This window comes from Streptomyces sp. NPDC090119 (assembly GCF_044747085.1).
In the GTDB taxonomy this organism is placed as follows: Bacteria; Actinomycetota; Actinomycetes; order Streptomycetales; family Streptomycetaceae; genus Streptomyces.
Map to the genome: position 1 here is coordinate 334,517 of NZ_JBIVDK010000003.1, position 19,871 is coordinate 354,387.

At 74.7% G+C, this 19,871-nt stretch carries 14 protein-coding genes and 1 pseudogene; 3 read left to right on the forward strand and 12 right to left on the reverse strand.

From position 1 onward, the window contains the following. Positions 1 to 48: 48 nt before the first annotated feature. From fxsT to ACIPPM_RS14215, 8 genes and pseudogenes are all read right to left on the reverse strand, one after another. Positions 49 to 3,066: an FxSxx-COOH system tetratricopeptide repeat protein gene (gene fxsT / locus ACIPPM_RS14180; protein ID WP_401447121.1), complete on the reverse strand. Its 3,018-nt coding sequence runs from the start codon at positions 3,064 to 3,066 to the stop codon at positions 49 to 51. Positions 3,067 to 3,196: 130 nt separating this feature from the next. Next, complete coding sequence (locus ACIPPM_RS14185; RefSeq protein ID WP_401447123.1) at positions 3,197 to 4,600, reverse strand: aKG-HExxH-type peptide beta-hydroxylase; 1,404 nt, start codon at positions 4,598 to 4,600, stop codon at positions 3,197 to 3,199. Next, positions 4,597 to 5,742: an FxsB family cyclophane-forming radical SAM/SPASM peptide maturase gene (locus ACIPPM_RS14190; RefSeq protein ID WP_401447126.1), complete on the reverse strand. Its 1,146-nt coding sequence runs from the start codon at positions 5,740 to 5,742 to the stop codon at positions 4,597 to 4,599. The genes ACIPPM_RS14185 and ACIPPM_RS14190 overlap by 4 nt, the downstream gene beginning before the upstream one ends. A 137-nt stretch (positions 5,743 to 5,879) precedes the next feature. Further along, positions 5,880 to 6,065 (reverse strand): FxSxx-COOH cyclophane-containing RiPP peptide, encoded by a 186-nt coding sequence (gene fxsA / locus ACIPPM_RS14195; RefSeq protein ID WP_393596178.1) that lies wholly within the window; start codon positions 6,063 to 6,065, stop codon positions 5,880 to 5,882. Between the two features lie 66 nt (positions 6,066 to 6,131). Continuing rightward, positions 6,132 to 9,446, reverse strand: coding sequence for an SAV_2336 N-terminal domain-related protein (locus tag ACIPPM_RS14200; RefSeq protein ID WP_401447130.1), 3,315 nt, complete (start codon positions 9,444 to 9,446; stop codon positions 6,132 to 6,134). Positions 9,447 to 9,453: 7 nt separating this feature from the next. Beyond that, positions 9,454 to 10,494: an AAA family ATPase gene (locus ACIPPM_RS14205; protein ID WP_401447132.1), complete on the reverse strand. Its 1,041-nt coding sequence runs from the start codon at positions 10,492 to 10,494 to the stop codon at positions 9,454 to 9,456. A gap of 108 nt (positions 10,495 to 10,602) precedes the next feature. Further along, positions 10,603 to 12,717: a trypsin-like peptidase domain-containing protein gene (locus ACIPPM_RS14210; protein WP_401447135.1), complete on the reverse strand. Its 2,115-nt coding sequence runs from the start codon at positions 12,715 to 12,717 to the stop codon at positions 10,603 to 10,605. 467 nt (positions 12,718 to 13,184) lie between these two features. Then, positions 13,185 to 13,613, reverse strand: a pseudogene (locus tag ACIPPM_RS14215) (CU044_2847 family protein); the annotation flags it as partial. A gap of 205 nt (positions 13,614 to 13,818) precedes the next feature. Here ACIPPM_RS14215 and ACIPPM_RS14220 point away from each other — a divergent pair. From ACIPPM_RS14220 to ACIPPM_RS14230, 3 genes are all read left to right on the forward strand, one after another. Further along, positions 13,819 to 13,998 (forward strand): DUF6104 family protein, encoded by a 180-nt coding sequence (locus tag ACIPPM_RS14220; protein ID WP_046418474.1) that lies wholly within the window; start codon positions 13,819 to 13,821, stop codon positions 13,996 to 13,998. A 241-nt stretch (positions 13,999 to 14,239) separates the two neighbouring features. Further along, positions 14,240 to 15,130, forward strand: a complete 891-nt coding sequence (locus ACIPPM_RS14225; RefSeq protein ID WP_401447137.1) for a DUF4097 family beta strand repeat-containing protein — start codon at positions 14,240 to 14,242, stop codon at positions 15,128 to 15,130. 1 nt (position 15,131) lies between these two features. Further along, positions 15,132 to 16,175, forward strand: a complete 1,044-nt coding sequence (locus ACIPPM_RS14230; RefSeq protein ID WP_401447140.1) for a helix-turn-helix transcriptional regulator — start codon at positions 15,132 to 15,134, stop codon at positions 16,173 to 16,175. Positions 16,176 to 16,198: 23 nt separating this feature from the next. Here the strand turns inward: ACIPPM_RS14230 and ACIPPM_RS14235 are convergent, their stop codons facing one another. The 4 genes from ACIPPM_RS14235 to ACIPPM_RS14250 form a co-directional block, all read right to left on the reverse strand. Further along, positions 16,199 to 16,762 carry a Clp protease N-terminal domain-containing protein gene (locus ACIPPM_RS14235; RefSeq protein ID WP_401447142.1) on the reverse strand — a complete coding sequence of 188 codons (564 nt, stop codon included), beginning with the start codon at positions 16,760 to 16,762 and terminating at the stop codon, positions 16,199 to 16,201. Continuing rightward, a complete protein-coding gene (locus ACIPPM_RS14240; RefSeq protein WP_030807538.1) occupies positions 16,762 to 16,971 on the reverse strand; it encodes a helix-turn-helix domain-containing protein in 210 nt (69 codons plus the stop codon). Before ACIPPM_RS14240 ends, ACIPPM_RS14235 begins: the two co-directional genes overlap by 1 nt. Before the next feature lie 117 nt (positions 16,972 to 17,088). Next, positions 17,089 to 18,054: a zinc-binding dehydrogenase gene (locus ACIPPM_RS14245; RefSeq protein WP_401447145.1), complete on the reverse strand. Its 966-nt coding sequence runs from the start codon at positions 18,052 to 18,054 to the stop codon at positions 17,089 to 17,091. Between the two features lie 451 nt (positions 18,055 to 18,505). Next, positions 18,506 to 19,729, reverse strand: a complete 1,224-nt coding sequence (locus ACIPPM_RS14250) for an NADP-dependent malic enzyme (protein WP_401447147.1) — start codon at positions 19,727 to 19,729, stop codon at positions 18,506 to 18,508. Positions 19,730 to 19,871: the final 142 nt, after the last annotated feature.

Genomic DNA, 19,871 nt, shown 5'->3' on the forward strand with positions numbered 1-19,871 from the left:
GGGCCCGCCCCCCGGATCTGATCCGGGGGGCGGGCCTTTTCCGTGCTCTCAGCTCGCCTGGGGTTCGAAGTCCCAGTACGGGCGGTTGCGGGAGCGGGCGGAGATGGTGTGGACGTGCTGGGGGCCGAGGGTGGCGGCGAGGTCGGCCAGGGCCTCCTGTTCGACCTTCTCCGCCTGCTGGCGGTCGCGCAGGGCGCGCAGGTCGGCCGCGTAGGCGACGCGGGCGGTCAGGGTGAGCGGGTGGGTGCGGCCGAGGGTGTCGGTGGCGCGCAGGATGGTGATCTGGCTGAGGTCGGCCGCGGACTCGGTGTCCCCGACGAGGTTGCGCAGCGCGGCCGCGTTGACGGCGCAGCCCAGGGCGTAGGGGTGGGTCTCGCCGAGCGCGGCGGACATGTCGGCGAGGCTCTGCTCGATCAGTACGTGGGCGTGGTCGCGTTCGCCGACGCTGCGCAGCACCAGCGCGTGGTTGGCGCGGGCGCCGATGATGAAGGGGTGGCCCTCGGGCAGCAGCAGTTCGTAGCGGGCGAGGACGGATTCGCCTGCCTCGCGGGCCTGGTCGATGTCGCCGTGCTCGCGGGCGAAGCAGCTCTGGCTGACGGCGGCGGCCAGGGTGTGCGTGTGGCTGTCGCCGAGCTTGCGCTCCAGCCCTTCCAGGACGCGGGTGAGCAGTTCGCCCGCCGCCGTGCGGTCGCCGCCGCGCAGCTTGCACAGGGCGAGGTTGTGCTCGGCGCGCAGGGTGTTCTGGTTGTCCGGGCCCATGACGATGCGGTACTCACGGACGTTCTTGGCCTGGATGGACTCGGCCTCGGCGTACCGGCCCAGCAGGCGCAGGTCGACGGCGTAGGAGACCTCGGAGAACAGGGTCCAGGGGTGGCGGCCCTTGAGCAGTTGGCGGCGGGCCTCCAGGGTGCGGGTGTCGAAGCCGCGGGCCTGCTCGTAGCGGCCGAGGAGGCGGAGGGTGAAGCCGAGGTTGTTCTGGGCGTTGAGTGTGCGGGAGTCGTGCTCGCCGAACAGCTCGCGGTAGGTGGGGTAGAGCCACTGGTCGAGTTCCAGCGCGTCGTCGTACTGGCCGAGTTCGCGCAGGTCGGCGGCGAGTCCGCCGGCCATCCGCAGATGGTCGAGGTCGTGTTCGCCGCGTTCGGCGCGGAGTTGTTCGCGGGCGGCCCGGTCGATGGCCTCGGTCTCCTGGAAGCGTCCGGCCGAGCGGAGCAGGTTGGCGTAGTGGTAGGTGACCTCCCACACCCGGGGGTGGGACTCGCCGAGCAGGGCGCGCCAGGAGCGCAGGGCGCGGCCGCCGAGGTTGACGCCCGCGGTGTACTCCCCCGCGAACAGCATGTACCGCAGGCAGTTGAGCACCAGCCCCTGCACCTTGCGGTCCTTGCTGCGCAGTACGTCGGCGTATTTGAGGTGCGGGACGATCTCGGCGTAGGCGTCCCAGTTGCGGGTGTCGGTGGGGCGGCCGGGGTCGGCTTCGGCGAGGGCGCGGCGGACCACCTCGATGAACTCTTTCCGGTCGGTCTCGGGCATGTCCTTGTGCACGATCTGGTGGACCATCCGGTGCAGGTAGACCGACTCGCCGGAGGCGACGACCTCGTCGAGCATGGCCTCGTGCGACTCCAGCCGGACCACGGAGTACTGGCGGAGTTGGTTGACGGCCTTGTTCCACAGCAGCGGGTCGTCCAGCAGTCCGGCGAGCTGTTCGGGCAGGTCGTCGTGGCTCATGTCCTTCAGCAGCCGGACCGGGATGAAGCCGGGGGCGAAGAACGTGCACAGCCGGAGCAGGTCGACGGATTCGGGGACGGTCTCGCGGAGCTTGTTCAGCAGTATCGACCAGGCGGTCTGGAAGGCGAGCGGGAAGTCCGCGGACACCTTGACCACGTCCTGGTCGATGCCGCCGTCCAGCAGGGCGATGTACTCCTCCACCGACAGGTCGGAGTCGTTGAGCCAGCCCGCGGTCTGGTCGAGCAGCAGCGGCAGGTCCTCCAGCGCCTGGGCGAGCTGGTCGGCGTCGGGTTCGGTGAGCCGGGGCGCGCGGCGGCGGATGAAGGCGACCGACTCGTCACGACCGTAGACGGGGACTTCGAGGAGCTTGCTGTTGTGCTCGCTCCACTCGGGGTTGCGGGAGGTGATGAGGACGTGGCCGGGGCCGGTGGGGACGAGGTCCCAGATCTGGTCGGGTTCGTCGGCGCCGTCCAGCACGAGCAGCCAGCGGGAGTACGGGGTGCCCCGGCGCAGCGCGTCCCGGACGGCGCGCAGCCGCTCGCCGTACTCGGCGCCGGTGGACAGGCCGAGTTTGGGGGCGAGTTCGGCGAGGAGGCGGCGGTAGCTGACGCGTTTCTCGGCGTTGACCCACCACACCACGTCGTATTCGGAGCCGAAGCGGTAGACGTACTCGGCGGCGAGCTGGGTCTTGCCGACGCCGGACATGCCGTGCAGGGTGAGGACGCCCGCGCCGGGCTCGCTGCCCTGGAGCAGGTGGTAGGCGTCGTTGAGCAGCGGTTCGCGGCCGGTGAAGCGGGTGTTGCGGCGCGGCACCCCGCCCCACACGTCGGGCATGGCGGCCGGGAAGCGGGGTGCGGGGCGGGCCGGGTCGTCGGCCACGCGGGTGTCGTGGGGCAGGTCGAGGCGGTCCGTCAGGCGGCGTTCGGCCTCGTCGGCGCCCATGTTGGTGAGGTCCACCGGGGCGAGGGCGGCGACGGCCGAGGGAACCGAGGCGTTGGTGACGGAGACCGCGGTGAACCGGCCCGGATCGGCGCCGACCACCTCGCGCAGGGCCGCGTTCCACTCGTCGTGGGTGCGCGGGCCGAGCTGGAAGTACCACTCGCTGACCACGATCAGGGTGCGGCCCTCGGCGAGGGTGAGGTCGCGCAGCAGGTCGGTGAGCGACTGGTCCGGCGGGGCGTCCCAGCGCAGATAGACCACTCTGAGGCCGCGCCGCTCCAGCCGGTCCCCGATCCAGGCCGCCCAGGCCCGGTTGAACCCGGCGAAGCTGATCGTGACGGTCTGCCTCGCGGCGCCGTTCCCGTTCGGTGCCGTCGACCCGACCGGCGTACGAGCTTCAGACATGCGGCGGCCTCCAGCACGTAGACAGGAAATCCTAGAACCTCGGCGCGGCTCTGGGGAGAGCCCGGCGACCGCCGGAACGAGCGGCGCGCTGCGCCGATCTTCGCGCAGCCGGGGGTGCGAAGTCGGCATTTCACCTGTTCGGGATCGGCGGCGTGGGGGGCTGTCGCTGCGCCCACAGGGTGCGCACCGCCTGGACGTACGCCTGCGCGCGCGCCGTGTGCCCCCGTGGTGCGGGGCGGGCGGAGAGCCGTTCGTGGGCGGCGGCCATGCCGTCGACGAACCGGCGTCCGGCCGGGGTGAGGTCGGGCGAGGCGACCAGCGCGGGCAGGGCGGCGGCGACCTGGGCGTGGTAGCGGGCGTGTTCGGCCCAGGCGGCCTCGCGGCGGGCGGGTTCGGCGAGCGCGGTGCGCTGGAAGTGTCCGGCCAGCGCGAGGTGCGCGTAGGTGCCGTGCAGCAGTCCGTCGTAGGGGCGGGGGTCGGGGCGCCAGGGGGCGAAGTAGCGGGCCTCGGGTCCGGCCCGGTGCAGTTCCACCAGTTCGCCGAACGCGGCGAGTTTGGTGTGCTGCATCTCGTGGACGAGGGTCGCGGCCAGCGCGGTCGGGGTGGCGGGGGTGGTGCTGAGCAGCGCGCCGAACGCCTCGCGCCGGGTCCCGCTGGAGCTGCCCCGGCCGTCGGAGCCGGGCGGGGGTGCGAGCGGGACGAGGCAGCGCAGCAGGGCGACGGTCTCGGCCAGCCGCTGCTCGCCGCCGGTGCGCAGCGCCTGCGCCGTGCCGGACCAGGCCTGCAGCCAGCGCTTGCGTTCGGCGTGGTCGGGTCCGCCGGGCCCGCTGAACGCGAACCGTCCGGGGTCGCGGGGCGGGACGCGGTACGGGTCGAGGTCGTCCAGCGGGACGGGCGCGGCGCCGGGCAGCAGGCCGGGCAGGGCGTGGGCGGGGGTCCAGGCGGGGGCGCCGGACCAGGCGCCGATGCCCTGCTCCAGCCGGACGTGGACGTCGGAGGCGCCGCGTCCGCGCAGGGTCAGGCGGCCGTTCTTGTGCCGTACCCCGATCGCGGCCGAGCCGGTGCGGCCGGTGCGGAGCACACCGAGGGAGGGCAGGCAGAGCAGGCCGTCCCGGGTGGTCAGCTCGGTGGTGAAGGGCAGCCCGGCACGGGCGGCGGCCGCTGCGGCGAGCGCGCTGAAGTAGGCCAGTTCCAGCGGGAGTTCGCGGTCGCCGCCGGGTGCGGTGAGCGCGGTCAGGCAGCGGCGGGCCCAGGGGCCGGTGAAGGGGTGGGTGAGCCGGGTCCGGGCGGGCGAGTGCGGGCCGTCGGTGGCGCGGTCGGCCGCCGTCAGCAGGGCCCAGTCCTCGCGCAGCCGCCGCTTGGCGGCGGGCGGGCAGTGGGCGGCGTCGGCCGCCTCGGCGGCGTCGAGGACGGCGCGCAGCAGCAGCATGCGCCGGGTGTCCTGGTCGCGGACGAGGAGGGCGAGGGTCTCGGGGCCGCCCTCGGTGCGGCTGAGTTCGGTGAGGGCGCGGTCCAGGGCCGTGGGAGCCGTCACGGGGTGCCTCCTTCCTCGGCGAGCCGCGCGGCCACGTGCCGGATGAAGCGCTGGAGGTCGGCGCAGTACACCGACGGGTTCTGGAAGCCGTGTCCGGCGCGGTACCGGTGGGCGTAGTGGCCGCCGCCGCACACCCTGACCAGCGGGCAGGCCCGGCACCGCCCGGCGAGCCCCGCGAGTCCGGTCTGCCGGGCGGCGACACCGGGGTGGGTGAGGGCCTGGTCGAAGTCGTGCCGGAACACGTCGAGCCCGGTCTCGGCGGCGCCGTCGTACGCCGACTTCAGCGAGTCGACCTGTTCGATGGAGCCGTCGGTCTCGATGACGACGGCGTCGAACGGGGCGAGGCCGAGGGACTCGGTGGCGGCGGGCAGGCCGAGCAGCAGGGCGAGGCACTCCTCGAAGAGCCGGACCCGGGTCTCACGCCGCCCGGCCGACCACCACCGGTCGAAGACGCGGCACAGCCAGTCGCCGTACGCGCCCGTGTGCGGGGGCGGGGCCGACCAGTTGCCGTGCGGCAGCAGCAGGTCGAGGGCGGGCGGGCGGAGCGTGAGGAGGGACTCGTAGGTGCCGACGGGGTCGGTGGTGGGGTCGACGACGGTGAGGACCCCCGCGTACGCCTCGGGGAAGCGGTCGGCGACCAGGCGGGCGCCGCGCGCGGCGGCGGGCCAGGAGGGGCGTCCGGCGTGGTCGACGCGGCGGTGGTTGAGCGCGGCGCTGCCGCCGTCGAGGCTGATGCCGATCCGGATGCCGTGCCGGGCGAGGTGGGCCACCCGGTCGTGGGTGAGCAGGGTGGCGTTGGTCTGCACGGTGGCGTGGACGGCGCAGCCCTCCGGTACGCGGGCGCGCACGGTGTCGGTGAACGCGGCCAGGGTGTCGGCCCCGGCCAGCAGGGGTTCGCCGCCGTGCAGGACGAGGGAGAGCGCGGTCAGGGCATGGGCGCGGGCGTGCCGTCCGATCCGGTCGGCGGTGCGGTCCAGTACCTCGGCGGGGGCGGCGGCGGGGCGGGCGCGCCAGGTGTGGTCGGGGCCCTCGTAGAGGTAGCAGTAGCGGCAGGCGAGGTTGCAGCGGCCGTGCGCCTTGACGATGAACTGGCGGAAGGGGCGCGGTGCCGCCCGCGTCGGGGCGGCGGTCGTCCCGGACATCCAGCACCCCCGTACCCGTGATGCGGGCGCGGCTCGTTCGCCCGTGTGTGCGGGCGATGCCCGGCCGTGGCCCGGAGCCAAACGCAAGGCGGCGGAACTTGCCGGTTTCCGCCGTCGGGTGACCAGTAGCGGTCGGCTCAGAGGCAGTTGTTGAAGCCCCAGAGCATCTCGGTGGGGCGGGTCGCGCGTTCGGTGAGGGTGTCCAGGACCTCGCGCAGGACGGGGTGGTCCATGGTGCGCAGTTCCTCCAGGTCCAGGGTGAGCAGGTCCGGCAGCGGCTCGCCGTGCTCCGGTACGGCCGTCTCGTCGCCCGCGCTCGTCATCGCTGCCTCCCGTGGTGGTCCTTGGTGTGGTGGGCCTTGGTTCTGTGTCGCCGTTCTCGGTGTCGGTCAGCCGAGGCCGGCCAGCCGGTCGGCGGTGTCCTCGGCCGTCGGGGCGCCGGTGCCGAGGCTGTCCTCGGGCAGGCGCGCCCACTCGGCGCGGGCCGCGCGGTACGCCTCGCGGGCCGCGCGCGGCCGGGACGCCGCCTCATAGGACATACCCCGCCAGTGGTGCGCCTGCGCGCCCAGTTCCACGGCGATCCGGCGGTCGCGGTCGGACTCGGCCGCCGCCTCGGCCTCCCGCGCCGACTCGGCTGCCGCCCGGAAGGCGTCCACGGCGTCGTCCAGCCGGGTCGGCCGGGCCAGGCTCCGGTACGCCTCGTACTGCGCCTGCCCCAGCTCCAGGTAGCAGCGCGCGGCGAGCAGGGGGTCGTCCGCCTCGGCCGCCGCGAGCCCGAAAAGATGCTCCGCCTCGCGCAGGTCCACCCGGTCGCCGCGCAGCCGGTAGCGCCGGATCAGGGCGCGGCCCAGCATCAGCAGGCGGTGCGCGGTGTGCGGGCTGCCGGTGTGGGTCTCGCGGCGGCAGTCCCGCAGGACCCGGATCGCGTGTGCGAGGGCCTCCCAGGCCCGCTCCCCGCTCTCGGCGTCCGCCCGGCGCAGCAGCGCCTCGCCCCACTCGGCGAGCACACCGGGGTACTCGGCGGCCTCCCTGGAGGTGTCGGCGGCGGCACGGGCGAACGCGTCGGCGGCGTACCGGAGTTCGCGCAGGTCACCGGTCTCGGCGTACCGGGCGACGCCGATCCGGCCCGCTCTGACGTGGAGCCGGGCGCGCAGGGCTCGCCCGGTGGTGACTGCGAGCGCGGCGTCGACGCGTTCTTGGGCCTCGGCGAGGTCGCCGCCGGAGCGGAGCAGGGCGTCGACCAGGTCCAGTCGGACGAGGACGAGCTCGCGTCCCCCGTCCTCCCCGGCCGCCAGCGCGTCGCGCAGCGAGCCGGCCGCCTGGGCCGCGTAACCCCGCGCCTGTACCGGGTCGTTGGTGGCGTCGGCCAGGCGGAGCAGGAGTCTGCCGTGGGCGAGGGGCAGTTCGGGCGGGCGATGGCCGCGGTCGGGCCAGATGTCGGCGAACGCCTCCAGCATGCCGACCGCGCCCTGGAGCAGCGCGCTGTCCCCGCCGAGCCGCCACTGCGCCTCCAGCGCGCCGACCCGTTCCAACGTCAGCCGCAGCGCCTGCGCGGGCTCCAGGTCGGGGGCGGCGCAGGCCACGGCGTACTCCCGGTCGGCGCGGCGCAGCAGGTCCAGCGCGGCGGGGCGGTCGCCGCGCCGTCTGCGGTCGGTGGCGGCCGCGCGCAGCACCCGGGCCAGCGCGGCCCGTTCCCGCTGGGCGTGCGGGTGGGACACGGCCCGCTCGGCGGCGGCCTGCGCCTCGGCCAGCAGCGCCGGGTCGCCCTGCACCTCCCACAGCCGCAGCACGGCGTACGCGTACTCGGCCCACAGCGCGGGGTCGTCCCCGGCGGGCCGCTCGTTCTCGGTGGCGCCGCGCAGCAGTTGTACGGCGTCGATCACGTCCTGCACCATGCCGTCGGCGTCGAACCGGGCGAGCAGGGTGCGGGCACGGACCACCGCCGGATGCGCGGGCCGGGGTCCGGCGGCGGTACCGGGGCGGGTGCCGTAGAGCCGGAACTGCTCCGGCAGCGGCATGAAGCGCTCCAGCACCCGCGCGGCGACCTCGGCGAAGGGCTGGGGGACGAGGGTGGCGTCGCCGCCGTCCCCGGGGTACGCGCCGAACAGGCGGGCCTCGACCGGGCTTTCCTCCCCGCGCCCCGGCAGGCCGGTGCCGCCGAGCTGGGCGAGGGCGAGGGCCGGGAAGTTGGCGCCGCCCTTGCCGAAGCGCTGCTCGACGTACTCGGAGCAGTGCTTGAGGACGAGCAGGGCCTCGTCCCGGCCGAGGGTGGACAGCAGCGCCTCCCGTACCTCCGGCTCCATCTCGTACCACTGCCCCGCGTCCGGCCCGTGGTCCTCCCCGGCGCGCCGGACGAGGCCGCCGAGCAGCACCTCGGCGAGTTCGGCGGGGCCGGAGCCGGGCAGCATGGTGCGCTGCACCAGCCGCATCACCGGCAGACAGAGCGGGGCGGCGGCCAGGTAGACGGCGAGGCGGCCGGCGGCCGGTGACGCGGTGGAGCGGAACCGGCTGACCCGCTCCACCGGGGTCGGCCCACGCCCGGCAAGGGCCCGCGGCGCGGGCGGCTGGTCGGCGCGCACCCAGCCCACCGCGCCGGGCACCGGCCCGGCACCGGCCCCGGCGAGCAGCCGCGCCCACGCCCCGAGCGCCACTGGTTCGGGCGGCAGCACCGGCACGGGCAGCACGCCCGGCGGCGGTACGAGGGGCGCGCCGTCCGGGGTGCGTACGCGCAGCGCGGTGCCGCCGGGGGTGTCGCCCCGGGTCAGTTCGCCGTAGGTGACCGGCAGCCGGGTGCGGCTCCACAGGCGCTGCGGGAGCGGCTGGAGCACGGCGACCGGGGCGAGCCGGGCCAGCCGGTGCAGCAGCCGGTGTGCGCGGCCGGAACGCCACAGCGGGCCCGCGCAGTCGCTGACCAGGAGGGTGATCCGGCGTCCGGTGGGGTCGCTGAGCCGGTCGACGGTGTGCTGGGGCGCCCCGCGCGGATCGGCGCTGGCGCTGACCGTGGCCTCGCCGTCCGGCCCGGTGTGCAGATGGGCGATCTGGATGTCCCCGAAGGCACCCAACCGGGCGAACACGTCCTGGAGTTCGGCGAAGAGCCGGTCCCACACCCGCATCGAGGGCGCCGCGTCCAGCACGAGCTGGAGCCGGGTGTCCCCGCGCCGCACCTCGCGGTAGACGGGGAGGATCAAACCGCCCGCCTGTGCGCTGAGTTCGGCGGTCGCCGTCTCGTCCAGCGCGCGGCGCAGCGGGGGCGCGGCACTGCGGTACGCCTGCAACGGCCTGAGGGCTCGCTGGAGTTCGAGCGCGGAGGGCAGCGCGGGGGCGGCGGGGACGCCGACCGGGAGTGCGGTGAGCCGGGCGGTGGTCCGGGCGCGGGGGTGGTCGTCGTGGGGTGCCGGGTAGAGGGGGACGTTCCGGTCGGGGCCGGTGGGGAGGGCCTCGGGTTCCCTTTTGGCGGGCGGAAGTTGAGGCTCGGGTGGTGGGGCAGGCGGGGGCGGAGGAGTCTCACGGGTCGTCTCGCGGGTCGTCTCACGGGCCTGCTCGACCGCCCCCGTGGGCTCCTGTTCGCCCGTCCAGCGGGCCAGCCAGAGGGCGTCACTCAGTCCCTCCGCGTCCGGTTCGAGACCGGCTCCGCGCAGGTGGAGCACGAGTTCGGCGAGCGGGTCGGGGGTGTCGGGGCCGTGTCGTGCCGGTGCGTCGGGCATCGGCTCCTCACCTCGGGCGGTCTAGTCGCTGGATGAGCAGGTCGGCCAGGCGCTCCCGGCTCGGCGGGGCGGCCGCGTCGGTGAGGTAGATCGCGTTCAACAGCTGGTCGGTGGCGAGGAGTTCGCTGCCCGAGCGCTCCAGGAAGCGGGCGATCAGATCGTCACCGGCCCGCGCGGCCTCGTCCCCGAGGTGGGCGCGGACGAAGGTGGCGAGCCGGTTGTGGTCGGGGCGGCCCAGTTCCAGGTGGATGCAGCGGCGCATCAGCGGGGCCGGGAAGTCCCGTTCGCCGTTGCTGGTGAGGACCACGAACGGGAAGGAGGTGCAGCGCACCCGGCCGTCGCGCACCCGCACCTTGGTGCCGTCGGCGGTGAGCACCTCGGCCTCGCCGTCGGGCAGCCGGTCGGCGAGGCGGCGCAGCTCGGGTATCTCGAACTCGCCCTCCTCCAGTACGTTCAGCAGGTCGTTGGGCAGGTCGATGTCGCTCTTGTCGAGTTCGTCGATGAGCAATACGCGCGGGGTGTCCGAGGGCAGCAGGGCGGTGCCGAGCGGGCCGAGCCGGATGTACCCGCCGATCGCCTCGACCGAACCGGGGCTTCCGGCCGCGCTGCCGTACCCGCCCCGCTCCGCGATCTGCACGTCCTGGAGCCGGGCGATGGCGTCGTAGTGGTAGAGCCCGTCCTGCAGGGCCGAGCGGCTGACGATCGACCAGCGCAGCACCTCGCCGAGCCCCAGCTCGTACGCCACCGAGTGGGCGAGCGTGCTCTTGCCCGCGCCGGGGCTGCCGGTGACGAGGAGGGGGCGGCGCAGATAGAGCGCCGCGTTGATCATCTCCAGCTCCTCGGCGCCGGGCCGGTGCAGCTCGGCCAGGTGCCGGTGCGCGCCGAGCCTGCGATCGCGGGAGCCGTCGCCGTCCTCGGCCGGGTCGTCGGCGGTGTCCGCGCCGCGCCCGGAGAAGTCCCGCCAGGGCGGCGGCGGGGGCAGCCGGCTCATCCCGTCGTGGGGTTCCCCGGCGCCTCGGTAGATGAGCCACTCACTGGATTCGGTCATGTCCGGTCCTCGTCGTCGCTCGTCGCCGGGGGCAGCCGTGGGGCGTCCTCACGGTATCGATCCGCCGGACGGCTGGTAAGGGGATCAGGGAGGAAGCGGGGCCCCGGATCACGGGGCCTCCAGCAGGTCTCCGGTGCCGGGCAGGGGGCGGTGCGGATCGTCGTACAGCAGCGCCGTCCCGTGCGCCCAGTAGGACTCGGTGTCCCCGGCGCCGAGCCGTCGGCGCAGCGCGTGCACCGCGTCGGGCAGGAACAGGGCGCCGTCGCCGTCGTCCACGGTGGTCTTCACGCCCCGGTGGAACTCCCCGCACACCGCGCCCGGCCGCCGTCGCCACAGCACCACCCCGAACCCGGCCCGCAGCACCCGGCCCAGCGCGGCGGGGTCGTCCGCGAGGCGCGGGTCACCGGGGCGGCACAGCACCGGCACGGTGTGCGGCGCGAGCCCGCGCAGCACCGCCGCGTCCGGTACGGGTCTGCGCACCCCGTCGTCGCAGTCCAGCACCTCGGCGTGCGCCGGACGCCGGTGCAGTCCGCGCCAGCGGCCCCGGCGCTCGGCGTCCGGGTCCTCGTCGTCGTACGTCTCCCAGGGCGCGGAGCGGATGTGCCGCTCCTCCTCGGGCAGTTGGTCGCGGTCCGAGCAGCGGACCAGGACCGGCCGTTCGGCGCCGAGGGGGACGCCGTCGGGGCCGAGCCGCCAGTCGTCGACGGGCAGGCCCAGGTGCAGATGGGGCAGGGCCGCGTACAGGGTGGCGGGGCGGCCGGGTTCGTCGGAGTGCCGGAACGCCTCGGCCAGGGGTGCGGCCACCTGGTCCGCGAGGCCGTCCAGCGGGGCGCGTTCGCCCTCGTACAGCCGGGTCGGCTCCTGGTCGGGGCCGCCGCCCACGGAGACCGACCAGTCGCAGTGGTCCGGCTCCCAGCCCCGGCGCAGCACCACCAGCAGCACGGCGGGGGCGAGGGGGGCGGGAAGCTTGTGCCGGGGCGTGTCGGCGGGGGCGGGCAGTTCTTGACCGGGCACGGAAGGGTGCGTGCCGTCCGCGTCGGCAGGGGTGGGGAGTTCGTGACCGGGCGCGGAAGGGTACGGGGAGCCCGCGTCGAACGCGGCCTGGCGGTGGGCCACTTGGGCGCGGGCGAGCAGCTCGGCGCGCCGCCGGGCGAGGGTGTGCCGGTAGCCGCTGTCCAGCCCGGCCGCCGCGTGGCGCACCCACTCCCACAGGGCGCGTTCGGCGTCGAGCGCGCTGGGGGCGGGCGGGCGGTCGGCGGACAGCACGCCCATCGCGTACTCGAGCACCAGCTTCAGGGCGCCGTCCTGGCGGGCGTGTTCGTAGAGCAGTCCGAGCCCGTCCCGCCAGCCGCGCGGGGCGGGCACGAGGGACGGCACGCGGAAGTCGGGCAGCGAGCGGAGTACGTCGAGCAGTCCGCGGGTGCTGACGGGCGGGGGCAGATCGGCGAGCAGTCCGAGCAGTTCGCCCCGCTGCTGCGGGCTGAGGGTGCGGCCGGGGCGGGCGCCCAGCTCTGCCTGGATGTCGGTCCAGGTGGGGTCGGGCGAGTCGGCGTCCCGCTGGCGGTCGCGGTGGTAGCGGTCGTGGGCGTGGACGACGGACTGGTAGACGTCGTCGCCGTCGACGGGGAGCCGCAGCGTGCGCAGCCGCTCGACGCCGATCGAGGTGCCGCCGCCTCCGTGGTCCGCGCGGGACTTGAGCACGCCGACGACCTCACCGCGTACGGGGTCGACCACCGGGCCACCGGAGACGCCGGAGGGCAGGTCGTTCTGGCCGAGCCGGACCTGCTCCTCGGGCGACCATGCGCTGATGGTGCCCTGCACGGTGAGCAGGCCGTCCAGGATCTGCAGCCTGCCGCGGGGCGCGGTCCAGCCCGCGTAGAACACCCGGGTGCCGCCGAAGTGCGGGTTGGGCCGCTCGGACAGGTACACACAGGTGTGGCCGACGGGCTCGCGCAGCCGGACCAGGGCCAGGTCGGGCGCGGGCCAACTGCCCGGCACGGGACGCCCGGTCTGCTCCGGGAGCATCGCGGCCACCCGTCCGGACACGGGGCGCGGGTCGTCGTAGGGGCTGGTGCGGTACACCACGGTGACCTCGCCCCCCTCCCCGGCGTGAACCACGTGTGCGCAGGTCAGAACCCAGTTCGGCGCGACGAAGAAGCCGCTGCCGAGGAAGCCGTCGGGCTCGTCGAGGGCATACCCGGCCCCCGCGCGATGAATGCGCACGGTCGCCGCCAGAACGAGGTCACGCAGCGCAAGCCCCGCAGCACCGTCCCCCTCCGGTGCGCCCCCGCCGTACCCCACGCTCATCCCGGATGCCCCCACACGCCGAGCAACGCTTCGGGTCGGGGGGTTGGAGCGGGGAGGGGGCGGGGCAGGGGGTGCCGTCCGGCGGGCGGGAGGGGAGGTTGTCCGGCGGGCGATTGAGGGGTGGGGCTCGGCGGGCCTGGTACGGGGGTCGGGTTCGGCGCGGCCGGTCGAGGGTTCGGGTGTGCCGGGCCCGGTCGGGGGTTCGCGTGCGGCGCGCCCGGTACGGGGGCCGGGCTCAGCACGCCCCGTACGGGGGTCCGGTCCGGTGCGCCCGGTACGGGGGTCGGGTCCGCCGTGCCCGGTCGGGGGTCCGGGTCCGCCCTGAGAGCGGGGGCTGCCGGGCCCGGCAGCGGCGTGCCCGGCTCAGGGCCGACCGGCCGAGGACCACCCGGCCCAGGCCCGCCCGGCGAGGGCCCCGCTCCCGGCCCGCCCGTGTCCGGCGCCGCCCCCGGCGCCGAACCCGCCCCCGGCACGGGACCCGGCTCAGGTGGCCCGCCGTTCCAGGTCAGGGTGACCGTGAGCGCCGCCTTGGCCTCGCCGTCCGCGAGGAGGCCGACCACCTTGCCGGCCTTCGCGGTCAGCTCGATGCCGAACTCCACGCTGACCTCGTCCGGCCGCACCGCGCTCAGCGGGCCGGACAACGACCGCGCGACCCCGGTGATCAGCGAGTGCAGGCTCTCTACGCTCGCCTCCACCCGGTCGTGGAAGCCGGTGTCGGTGTACGACAGCTCCTCCGCCCCCGAGATCCGGGCCCACACCGGCGTACCATCCGGCAGCTCGATCCGCGCTACCCGCGTCGATTCCCCGTTCATCCCGTTCATCGGACTCCCCCGTCCTCTCCCCCGCTCGTCCCCCGACGCGTGCCGCACCCGGCGGCTGCCTATGCTTTTCCTGTCCTCTCCCGGCTCCCCAGCCGGAACAGGCGGCGCCCTCTCCCCTCGCGGTCACGTCCGCGAATGAGGGTTCTTCCCGCCCGGGACCGGCCCTACCCCTGCACCGACCGACGGAGCGTCATCCATGTACTTCACCGACCGAGGCATCGAAGAACTGGAGAAGCGGCGCGGCGAGCAAGAGGTCACCTTCGAGTGGCTCGCCGAGCAGCTGCGTACGTTCGTCGACCTGAACCCCGACTTCGAGGTCCCGGTGGAACGCCTGGCCACCTGGCTGGCCCGGCTGGACGACGAGGACGACGAGTAACCCGCCTGCCCGGTTGACCCGCGGGCCCGCCTCCTTTGGGCAGGGTCCGCACAGCCATGCCCGCACATCGCCCGGCAGACCGCGACCGTCGTCCCCCGAAAGGGTGTCTTGACTTCCGACAGGCGCGATATATCGTGATTACCAGGAGACGCGATATGGCGTGACGGGTCGGCATGCTTGCCCACCGCGCACCGTCCCGCTCGCTCCGCCCTCTTGTCCGCGTCACGCCCGAGGAGGACCCGTGTCCGAGTGGACCGTCGCCGAACCCCAGAAGCTGAGCTTCGAAGCCCCCGTGACCGAGCTGAACGTCCGCGTCGTCAACGGCACGGTGAACGTCGTGGGCACCGAGGAGAGCTCCGCCCGCCTGGAGGTCTCGGACATCGAGGGCCCACCCCTGATCGTCACGCACCGGGACGGAGTCCTGACCGTGGCGTACGAGGACCTGCCGTGGAAGGGCTTCCTGAAGTGGCTGGACCGCGAGGGCTGGCGGCGCAGCGCCGTGGTCTCGCTCGCCGTCCCCGCGGGTACCCGGGTGGAGGTGGGGGTGGTCGGCGCCGCCGCGGTCGTCTCCGGGGTGCGCGGCCCCTCCGTGGTCAAGGGCGTCACCGGCGACACCACGCTCGTCGGCGTCTCCGGCCCGGTCCGCGCGGACACCGTCTCGGGCAATGTGGAGGCCCAGGCGGTCAGTGGCGACCTGCGGTTCAAGTCGGTGTCCGGCGATCTGACGGTGGTGGAGGGCGCGGGCCCCTCCGTCCGCGCCGACTCGGTCAGCGGCTCCATGATCATCGACCTGGACCCGGAAGGCCCCACCGACGTACGCCTGACCAGCGTCTCCGGCGAGATCGCCATACGGCTCCCGCACCCGGCCGACACCGACGTGGAGGCGAACACCGCGAGCGGCTCGATCTCCAACGCCTTCGACGGCCTGCGCGTGCAGGGCCAGTGGGGCGCCCACAAGATCACCGGCCGCCTCGGCTCGGGCAGCGGCAAGCTCCGGGCCACCACGGTCTCGGGCTCCATCGCCCTGCTGCGCCGCCCGGCCGAGGAGGACGACGACACCGCCTGGGAGACCGCCCCCGGCACCGCCCCCGCCTCCCCCGCGGACGGCACGACCGACAAGAAGGTGCTCTGACATGCCCCCCGTCTTCGCCCACGGCCGCCTCCGCCTGTACCTCCTCAAGCTGCTCGACGAGGCCCCGCGCCATGGCTACGAGGTGATCAGGCTCCTCGAAGAACGCTTCCAGGGGCTCTACGCCCCCTCGGCGGGCACCGTCTACCCGCGCCTGGCCAAGCTGGAGGCCGAGGGTCTGGTCACCCATACCAGCGAGGGCGGCCGCAAGGTCTACTCGATCACCGACGCGGGCCGCGCCGAGCTGGCGGGCCGCAGCGGTGAACTGGCCGACCTGGAGCTGGAGATCCGCGAGTCGGTCGCGGAACTCGCCGCCGAGATCAAGGCCGATGTGCGGGGCGCGGCGGGCGACCTGCGGCGCGAGATGCGCGCGGCGGCGTCCCGGACCCGCGCCGGCGGGGCGGGCGCCGACCGTCCGGGCGCCTCCGACGAGTCGGCCGGACCGGGTGACTCCGAGGCGTGGCGGACCGCCAAGGAGGAGATGCGCCGCGCCAAGCAGGAGTGGAAGGAGCAGGCCCGGCGCGCCAAGGACGAGAGCCGCCGCGCCCGCGAGGAGGCCCAGCAGGCCCGGCGCCAGGCCCAGGAGGCGCAGTCGCAGGCCAACGCCCGCGCCCAGGAGGAGATGCGCCGCCTCGCGGGCCGGGTCCAAGAGCGGGTGCAGGACCACTTCACCCGCGGCGACTGGCCGACCGGCGTCCGCGAGGGCCTGGCCGAACTGGCGCGGGAGTTCGGCGACTTCGGCAAGGACCACGCCAGGCGGACCGGCACGGCGGACAGCGGCAGCGGCAGCACCAAGGCCGCGCCCGGCCCCGTGTACTCCGACACCCCGCCGGACTTCCCGATGGAGTACGAGCCCGCCTGGACCCACGAGCCCCCCACCGGCGACCCGGCCCGCGACCTGGACCGGCTGCTGGACCGTTTCCGGGACGACGTCCGGGACGCGGCCCGCGACCACGGCGTCACCGAGGACCAGCTGCGCGACGTCCGCCACCGGCTGTCGACGGCGGCGGCCCACATCGGCGCGATACTCAACGGCCCCAAGGTCTGAGCCGCCTCGGAGGGGGCTCGGCGTCAGCCCGCCTGCGCGGCCCCCTCGCCGTACAGGACCCGCCGCAGCGACTCGTCGGTCACCCCGTGGTCGGCGAGCACCTCGGCGGGCACCCCGGGCCGCACCGTCAGGGCGAGCAGGAGGTGTTCGTCGCCGATGCGCCGGTCGCGGTGGCCGACGGCGGCGCGCAGCGCCCCCTCCAGTACGCCCTTGGCGTCCTGGTCGAAGGTCCGGCGGCCGGACCAGCCGCCCGGGTCACGGCGGTCGCCGGACAGCGCCCCGGCGCCGTGCGCCTCCTCGACCCTGGAGACGATCTCCGTGACGTCGATGCCGAGTCCGGCGAGGGCGTCCGTGTCCGCGCGGGTCAGGCCCGCCCGGCGCCGCGCCTCGGCCAGCGCCGCACGCAGGGAGTCCTTGCGTTCGGCGAGGCCGAGCGCGGCGAAGGCGAAGGAGGCCCGGCTGCCCTCGCGGTCGAGGAGGGCGAGCAGCAGCTGCTCGGCGCCGATGGACCGTAGGCCCGCGCGTTCCGCGTGCGCGACCGCACCCAGGACGACTTCACGGGCGTCCTTGGTGAAGCGTTCGAACATCACTGCCTCCCGTATTTCTTGTGCACGGCCTGCCTGCTGACCCCCAGCTCGGCGGCGATCTCCTGCCACGACCAGCCCTGATTGCGCGCGCCGCGCACCTGCACCGCCTCCAGCTGCTCCAGCAGCCTGCGCAGCGCGGCCACGGCCCGCAGTCCGACCCGCGGATCGCGGTCACCGGCCCGCTGGGCGAGATCCGTTGCATCCGTCATGATGTCAACCTAGGTTGACATGAAGTACTTGTCAACCCAAGTTGACATGCGAGCCGCGAAGAAGGCGGGCCCGGCATCCCGGACCCGCCTCCGTATCGGCCCTCTCCCGAAAGGAGTTCAGGAGTTGCTGAGCACGATCTTCCCGAAGTGCTCGCCGGACTCGAGGCGTTCGAAGCCCTCGCGGGCGCGGTCCAGCGGGAGGATCTCGTCGATGACGGGACGTACGCCGGTCGTGGCGCAGAAGGCGAGCAGGTCCTCCAGCTCGTCCTTGGTGCCCATGGTCGAGCCCACGACCTTGAGTTCCAGGAAGAAGATCCGGGTCAGCTCGGCGTGCGAGGGCCGGTCGCCGCTGGTGGCGCCGGAGATCACGACGGTGCCGCCGGGCCGCAGCGACTTGATGGAGTGCGACCAGGTCGCGGCGCCCACGGTCTCGATGACGGCGTCCACCCGCTGCGGCAGCCGCGCCCCCGGCTCCACGGCCTCGACGGCGCCCAGCTCCAGCGCCCGCTTCCGCTTGGCCTCGTCCCGGCTGGTGGCGAAGACCCGCAGCCCCGCCGCCCGGCCGAGCACGATGGCGGCCGTGGCAACACCCCCGCCCGCGCCCTGCACCAGGACCGAGTCACCGGGCCGCACCCCGGCGTTGGTGAACAGCATCCGGTACGCGGTCAGCCAGGCGGTGGGCAGACAGGCGGCCTCGGCGAAGGACAGTTCCCTCGGCTTGGGCAGCACGTTCCAGGTGGGCACGGCGACCTGCTCGGCGAAGGTGCCCTGGTAGCGCTCGGTGAGGATGGAGCGGGGTTCACGGGGTCCGACACCGTGGCCGCTCTGGCCGATGACGGAGTGCAGGACGACCTCGTTGCCGTCCTCGTCGATCCCGGCGGCGTCGCAGCCGAGGATCATCGGCAGCCGCTCCTCGGGAAGCCCGACGCCCCGCAGGGACCAGAGGTCGTGGTGGTTGAGGGAGGCGGCGCGGACGTCGATGGTGCTCCAGCCCGGCCGGGCCTCGGGGGCCGGGCGCTCCCCCAACTCAAGGCCGGAGAGCGGCTGGTCGCGGTCGATCCGGGCGGCATAGGCGGCGAACATGGCCTCGACGATAGATTCCGCCCCGCCCTCGGCGGAACCGGCCGACGGTGTGACACACGCCCTCTTGCGCGAACGCCCTCCGGGCCCGGCGCGCGCCCGTAGGACCGGAACAGCCCCCCGACCGCCCCGTGACAGCGACCAGCACACCGGGCGGACCTGGCGGCACACGACCGAGCCACCGGCCCCGCCCCCGCCCCTCCACGTTGCCGACGCGACGACCCGCGTCGCGAGTCCCCGCCCCGCACCGGCGGCACACCGGAGCGGCGCGCCAGCCCGCCTCGCCACCGCCACACACCCCGCTGAACCAGCGACCCGACCCCACCCCCTGGGGACCGACCCGCGGAACGCGCGCCAAGCCCCCCAGCCCCCGCCAACTCGCCCCCGCCAAACACGAACGGCCCCGCCCCGAAAGGGGCGAGGCCGTTCCCGTAAAACGCTGCGCGCAGCCGCCTCAGCGCCGCGCGACGCCCTCCGCACGAGCCGCGGCCGCGACGGCGGCCGTGACCGCCGGGGCGACCCGCTCGTCGAAGGGCGACGGGATCACGTAGTCGGCGGAGAGGTCGTCACCGACGACGGCGGCGAGCGCCTCGGCCGCGGCGATCTTCATGCCCTCGGTGATCCGGGAGGCCCGCACCTGGAGCGCACCGGCGAAGATGCCGGGGAAGGCGAGCACGTTGTTGATCTGGTTCGGGAAGTCCGAGCGCCCGGTGGCGACGACGGCCGCGTACTTGTGCGCGACCTCCGGGTGCACCTCGGGGTTCGGGTTGGCCATGGCGAAGACGAAGGCGCCCTTCGCCATGGAGGCGACCGCCTCCTCCGCGACCGTGCCACCGGAGACACCGACGAACACGTCGGCGCCGGCCAGCGCGTCCTCCAGCGTGCCGGTGAGCCCGGCCTTGTTGGTGAAGGAGGCCAACTCCCGCTTGACGTCGGTCAGATCGGTCCGGTCGGCGGAGACGACGCCCTTGCGGTCGGCGACCGCCACGTCCCCGATACCGGCCTCGATCAGCATCCGGGCGATGGCGACACCGGCCGCCCCGGCCCCGGAGATGACGACGCGCAGCTGCCCGATCTCACGCCCGCTGAGCCGGGCCGCGTTGCGCAGCGCCGCCAGCGTGACGACGGCGGTGCCGTGCTGGTCGTCGTGGAAGACCGGGATGTCCAGCCGTTCCTGCAGGCGCCGCTCGATCTCGAAGCAGCGCGGCGCCGAGATGTCCTCCAGGTTCACCCCGCCGAAGGACGGGGCGAGCCGGACGACGGTCTCCACGATCTCGTCGACTCCGGTGCAGGCGAGGGCGATCGGCACCGCGTCGACGCCGCCGAACTGCTTGAACAGGATCGCCTTGCCCTCCATCACGGGGAGGGACGCCTCGGGACCGATGTCCCCGAGACCGAGCACGGCCGTACCGTCGGTGACGACGGCGACGACCGAGGACTTCCAGGTGTAGTCGTTGACCAGGTCCGGCTGTTCCGCGATCGCGGTGCACACGCGCGCGACGCCGGGGGTGTACGCGAGGGAAAGGTCTTCCGTGTCCCGGATCGGCACGGTGGCCCGCACGGCCATCTTGCCGCCGCGGTGCAGCGCGAACGCGGGATCGAAGGAGTCCAGGGGCTCGGCCCCGCCCTCCGGTCCGGCACCGCTGTCGCTGCGAGGATTGACGATCTCCGCTGCCACTTTGTCTTACCCCTTAGGTATGCATGGTTGAGGGTCGACCACTCCGGGTGAGGAGTGGGCGGGCACCGCGCAAGGCTCGGTTGACGGATACGTACGAGCACCTGCGCGACGGGCGCGCCGCACACGCGCCCTGAGCCCCGGA

Excerpts from the sequence above, each read along its gene's own strand:
- fxsT (WP_401447121.1), bottom strand. The coding sequence starts at position 3,066 with ATGTCTGAAGCTCGTACGCCGGTCGGGTCGACGGCACCGAACGGGAAC.
- ACIPPM_RS14190 (WP_401447126.1), bottom strand. The coding sequence starts at position 5,742 with ATGTCCGGGACGACCGCCGCCCCGACGCGGGCGGCACCGCGCCCCTTC.
- fxsA (WP_393596178.1), bottom strand. The coding sequence starts at position 6,065 with ATGACGAGCGCGGGCGACGAGACGGCCGTACCGGAGCACGGCGAGCCG.
- ACIPPM_RS14200 (WP_401447130.1), bottom strand. The coding sequence starts at position 9,446 with ATGCCCGACGCACCGGCACGACACGGCCCCGACACCCCCGACCCGCTC.
- ACIPPM_RS14205 (WP_401447132.1), bottom strand. The coding sequence starts at position 10,494 with ATGACCGAATCCAGTGAGTGGCTCATCTACCGAGGCGCCGGGGAACCC.
- ACIPPM_RS14220 (WP_046418474.1), top strand. The coding sequence starts at position 13,819 with ATGTACTTCACCGACCGAGGCATCGAAGAACTGGAGAAGCGGCGCGGC.
- ACIPPM_RS14230 (WP_401447140.1), top strand. The coding sequence starts at position 15,132 with ATGCCCCCCGTCTTCGCCCACGGCCGCCTCCGCCTGTACCTCCTCAAG.
- ACIPPM_RS14235 (WP_401447142.1), bottom strand. The coding sequence starts at position 16,762 with ATGTTCGAACGCTTCACCAAGGACGCCCGTGAAGTCGTCCTGGGTGCG.
- ACIPPM_RS14240 (WP_030807538.1), bottom strand. The coding sequence starts at position 16,971 with ATGACGGATGCAACGGATCTCGCCCAGCGGGCCGGTGACCGCGATCCG.
- ACIPPM_RS14245 (WP_401447145.1), bottom strand. The coding sequence starts at position 18,054 with ATGTTCGCCGCCTATGCCGCCCGGATCGACCGCGACCAGCCGCTCTCC.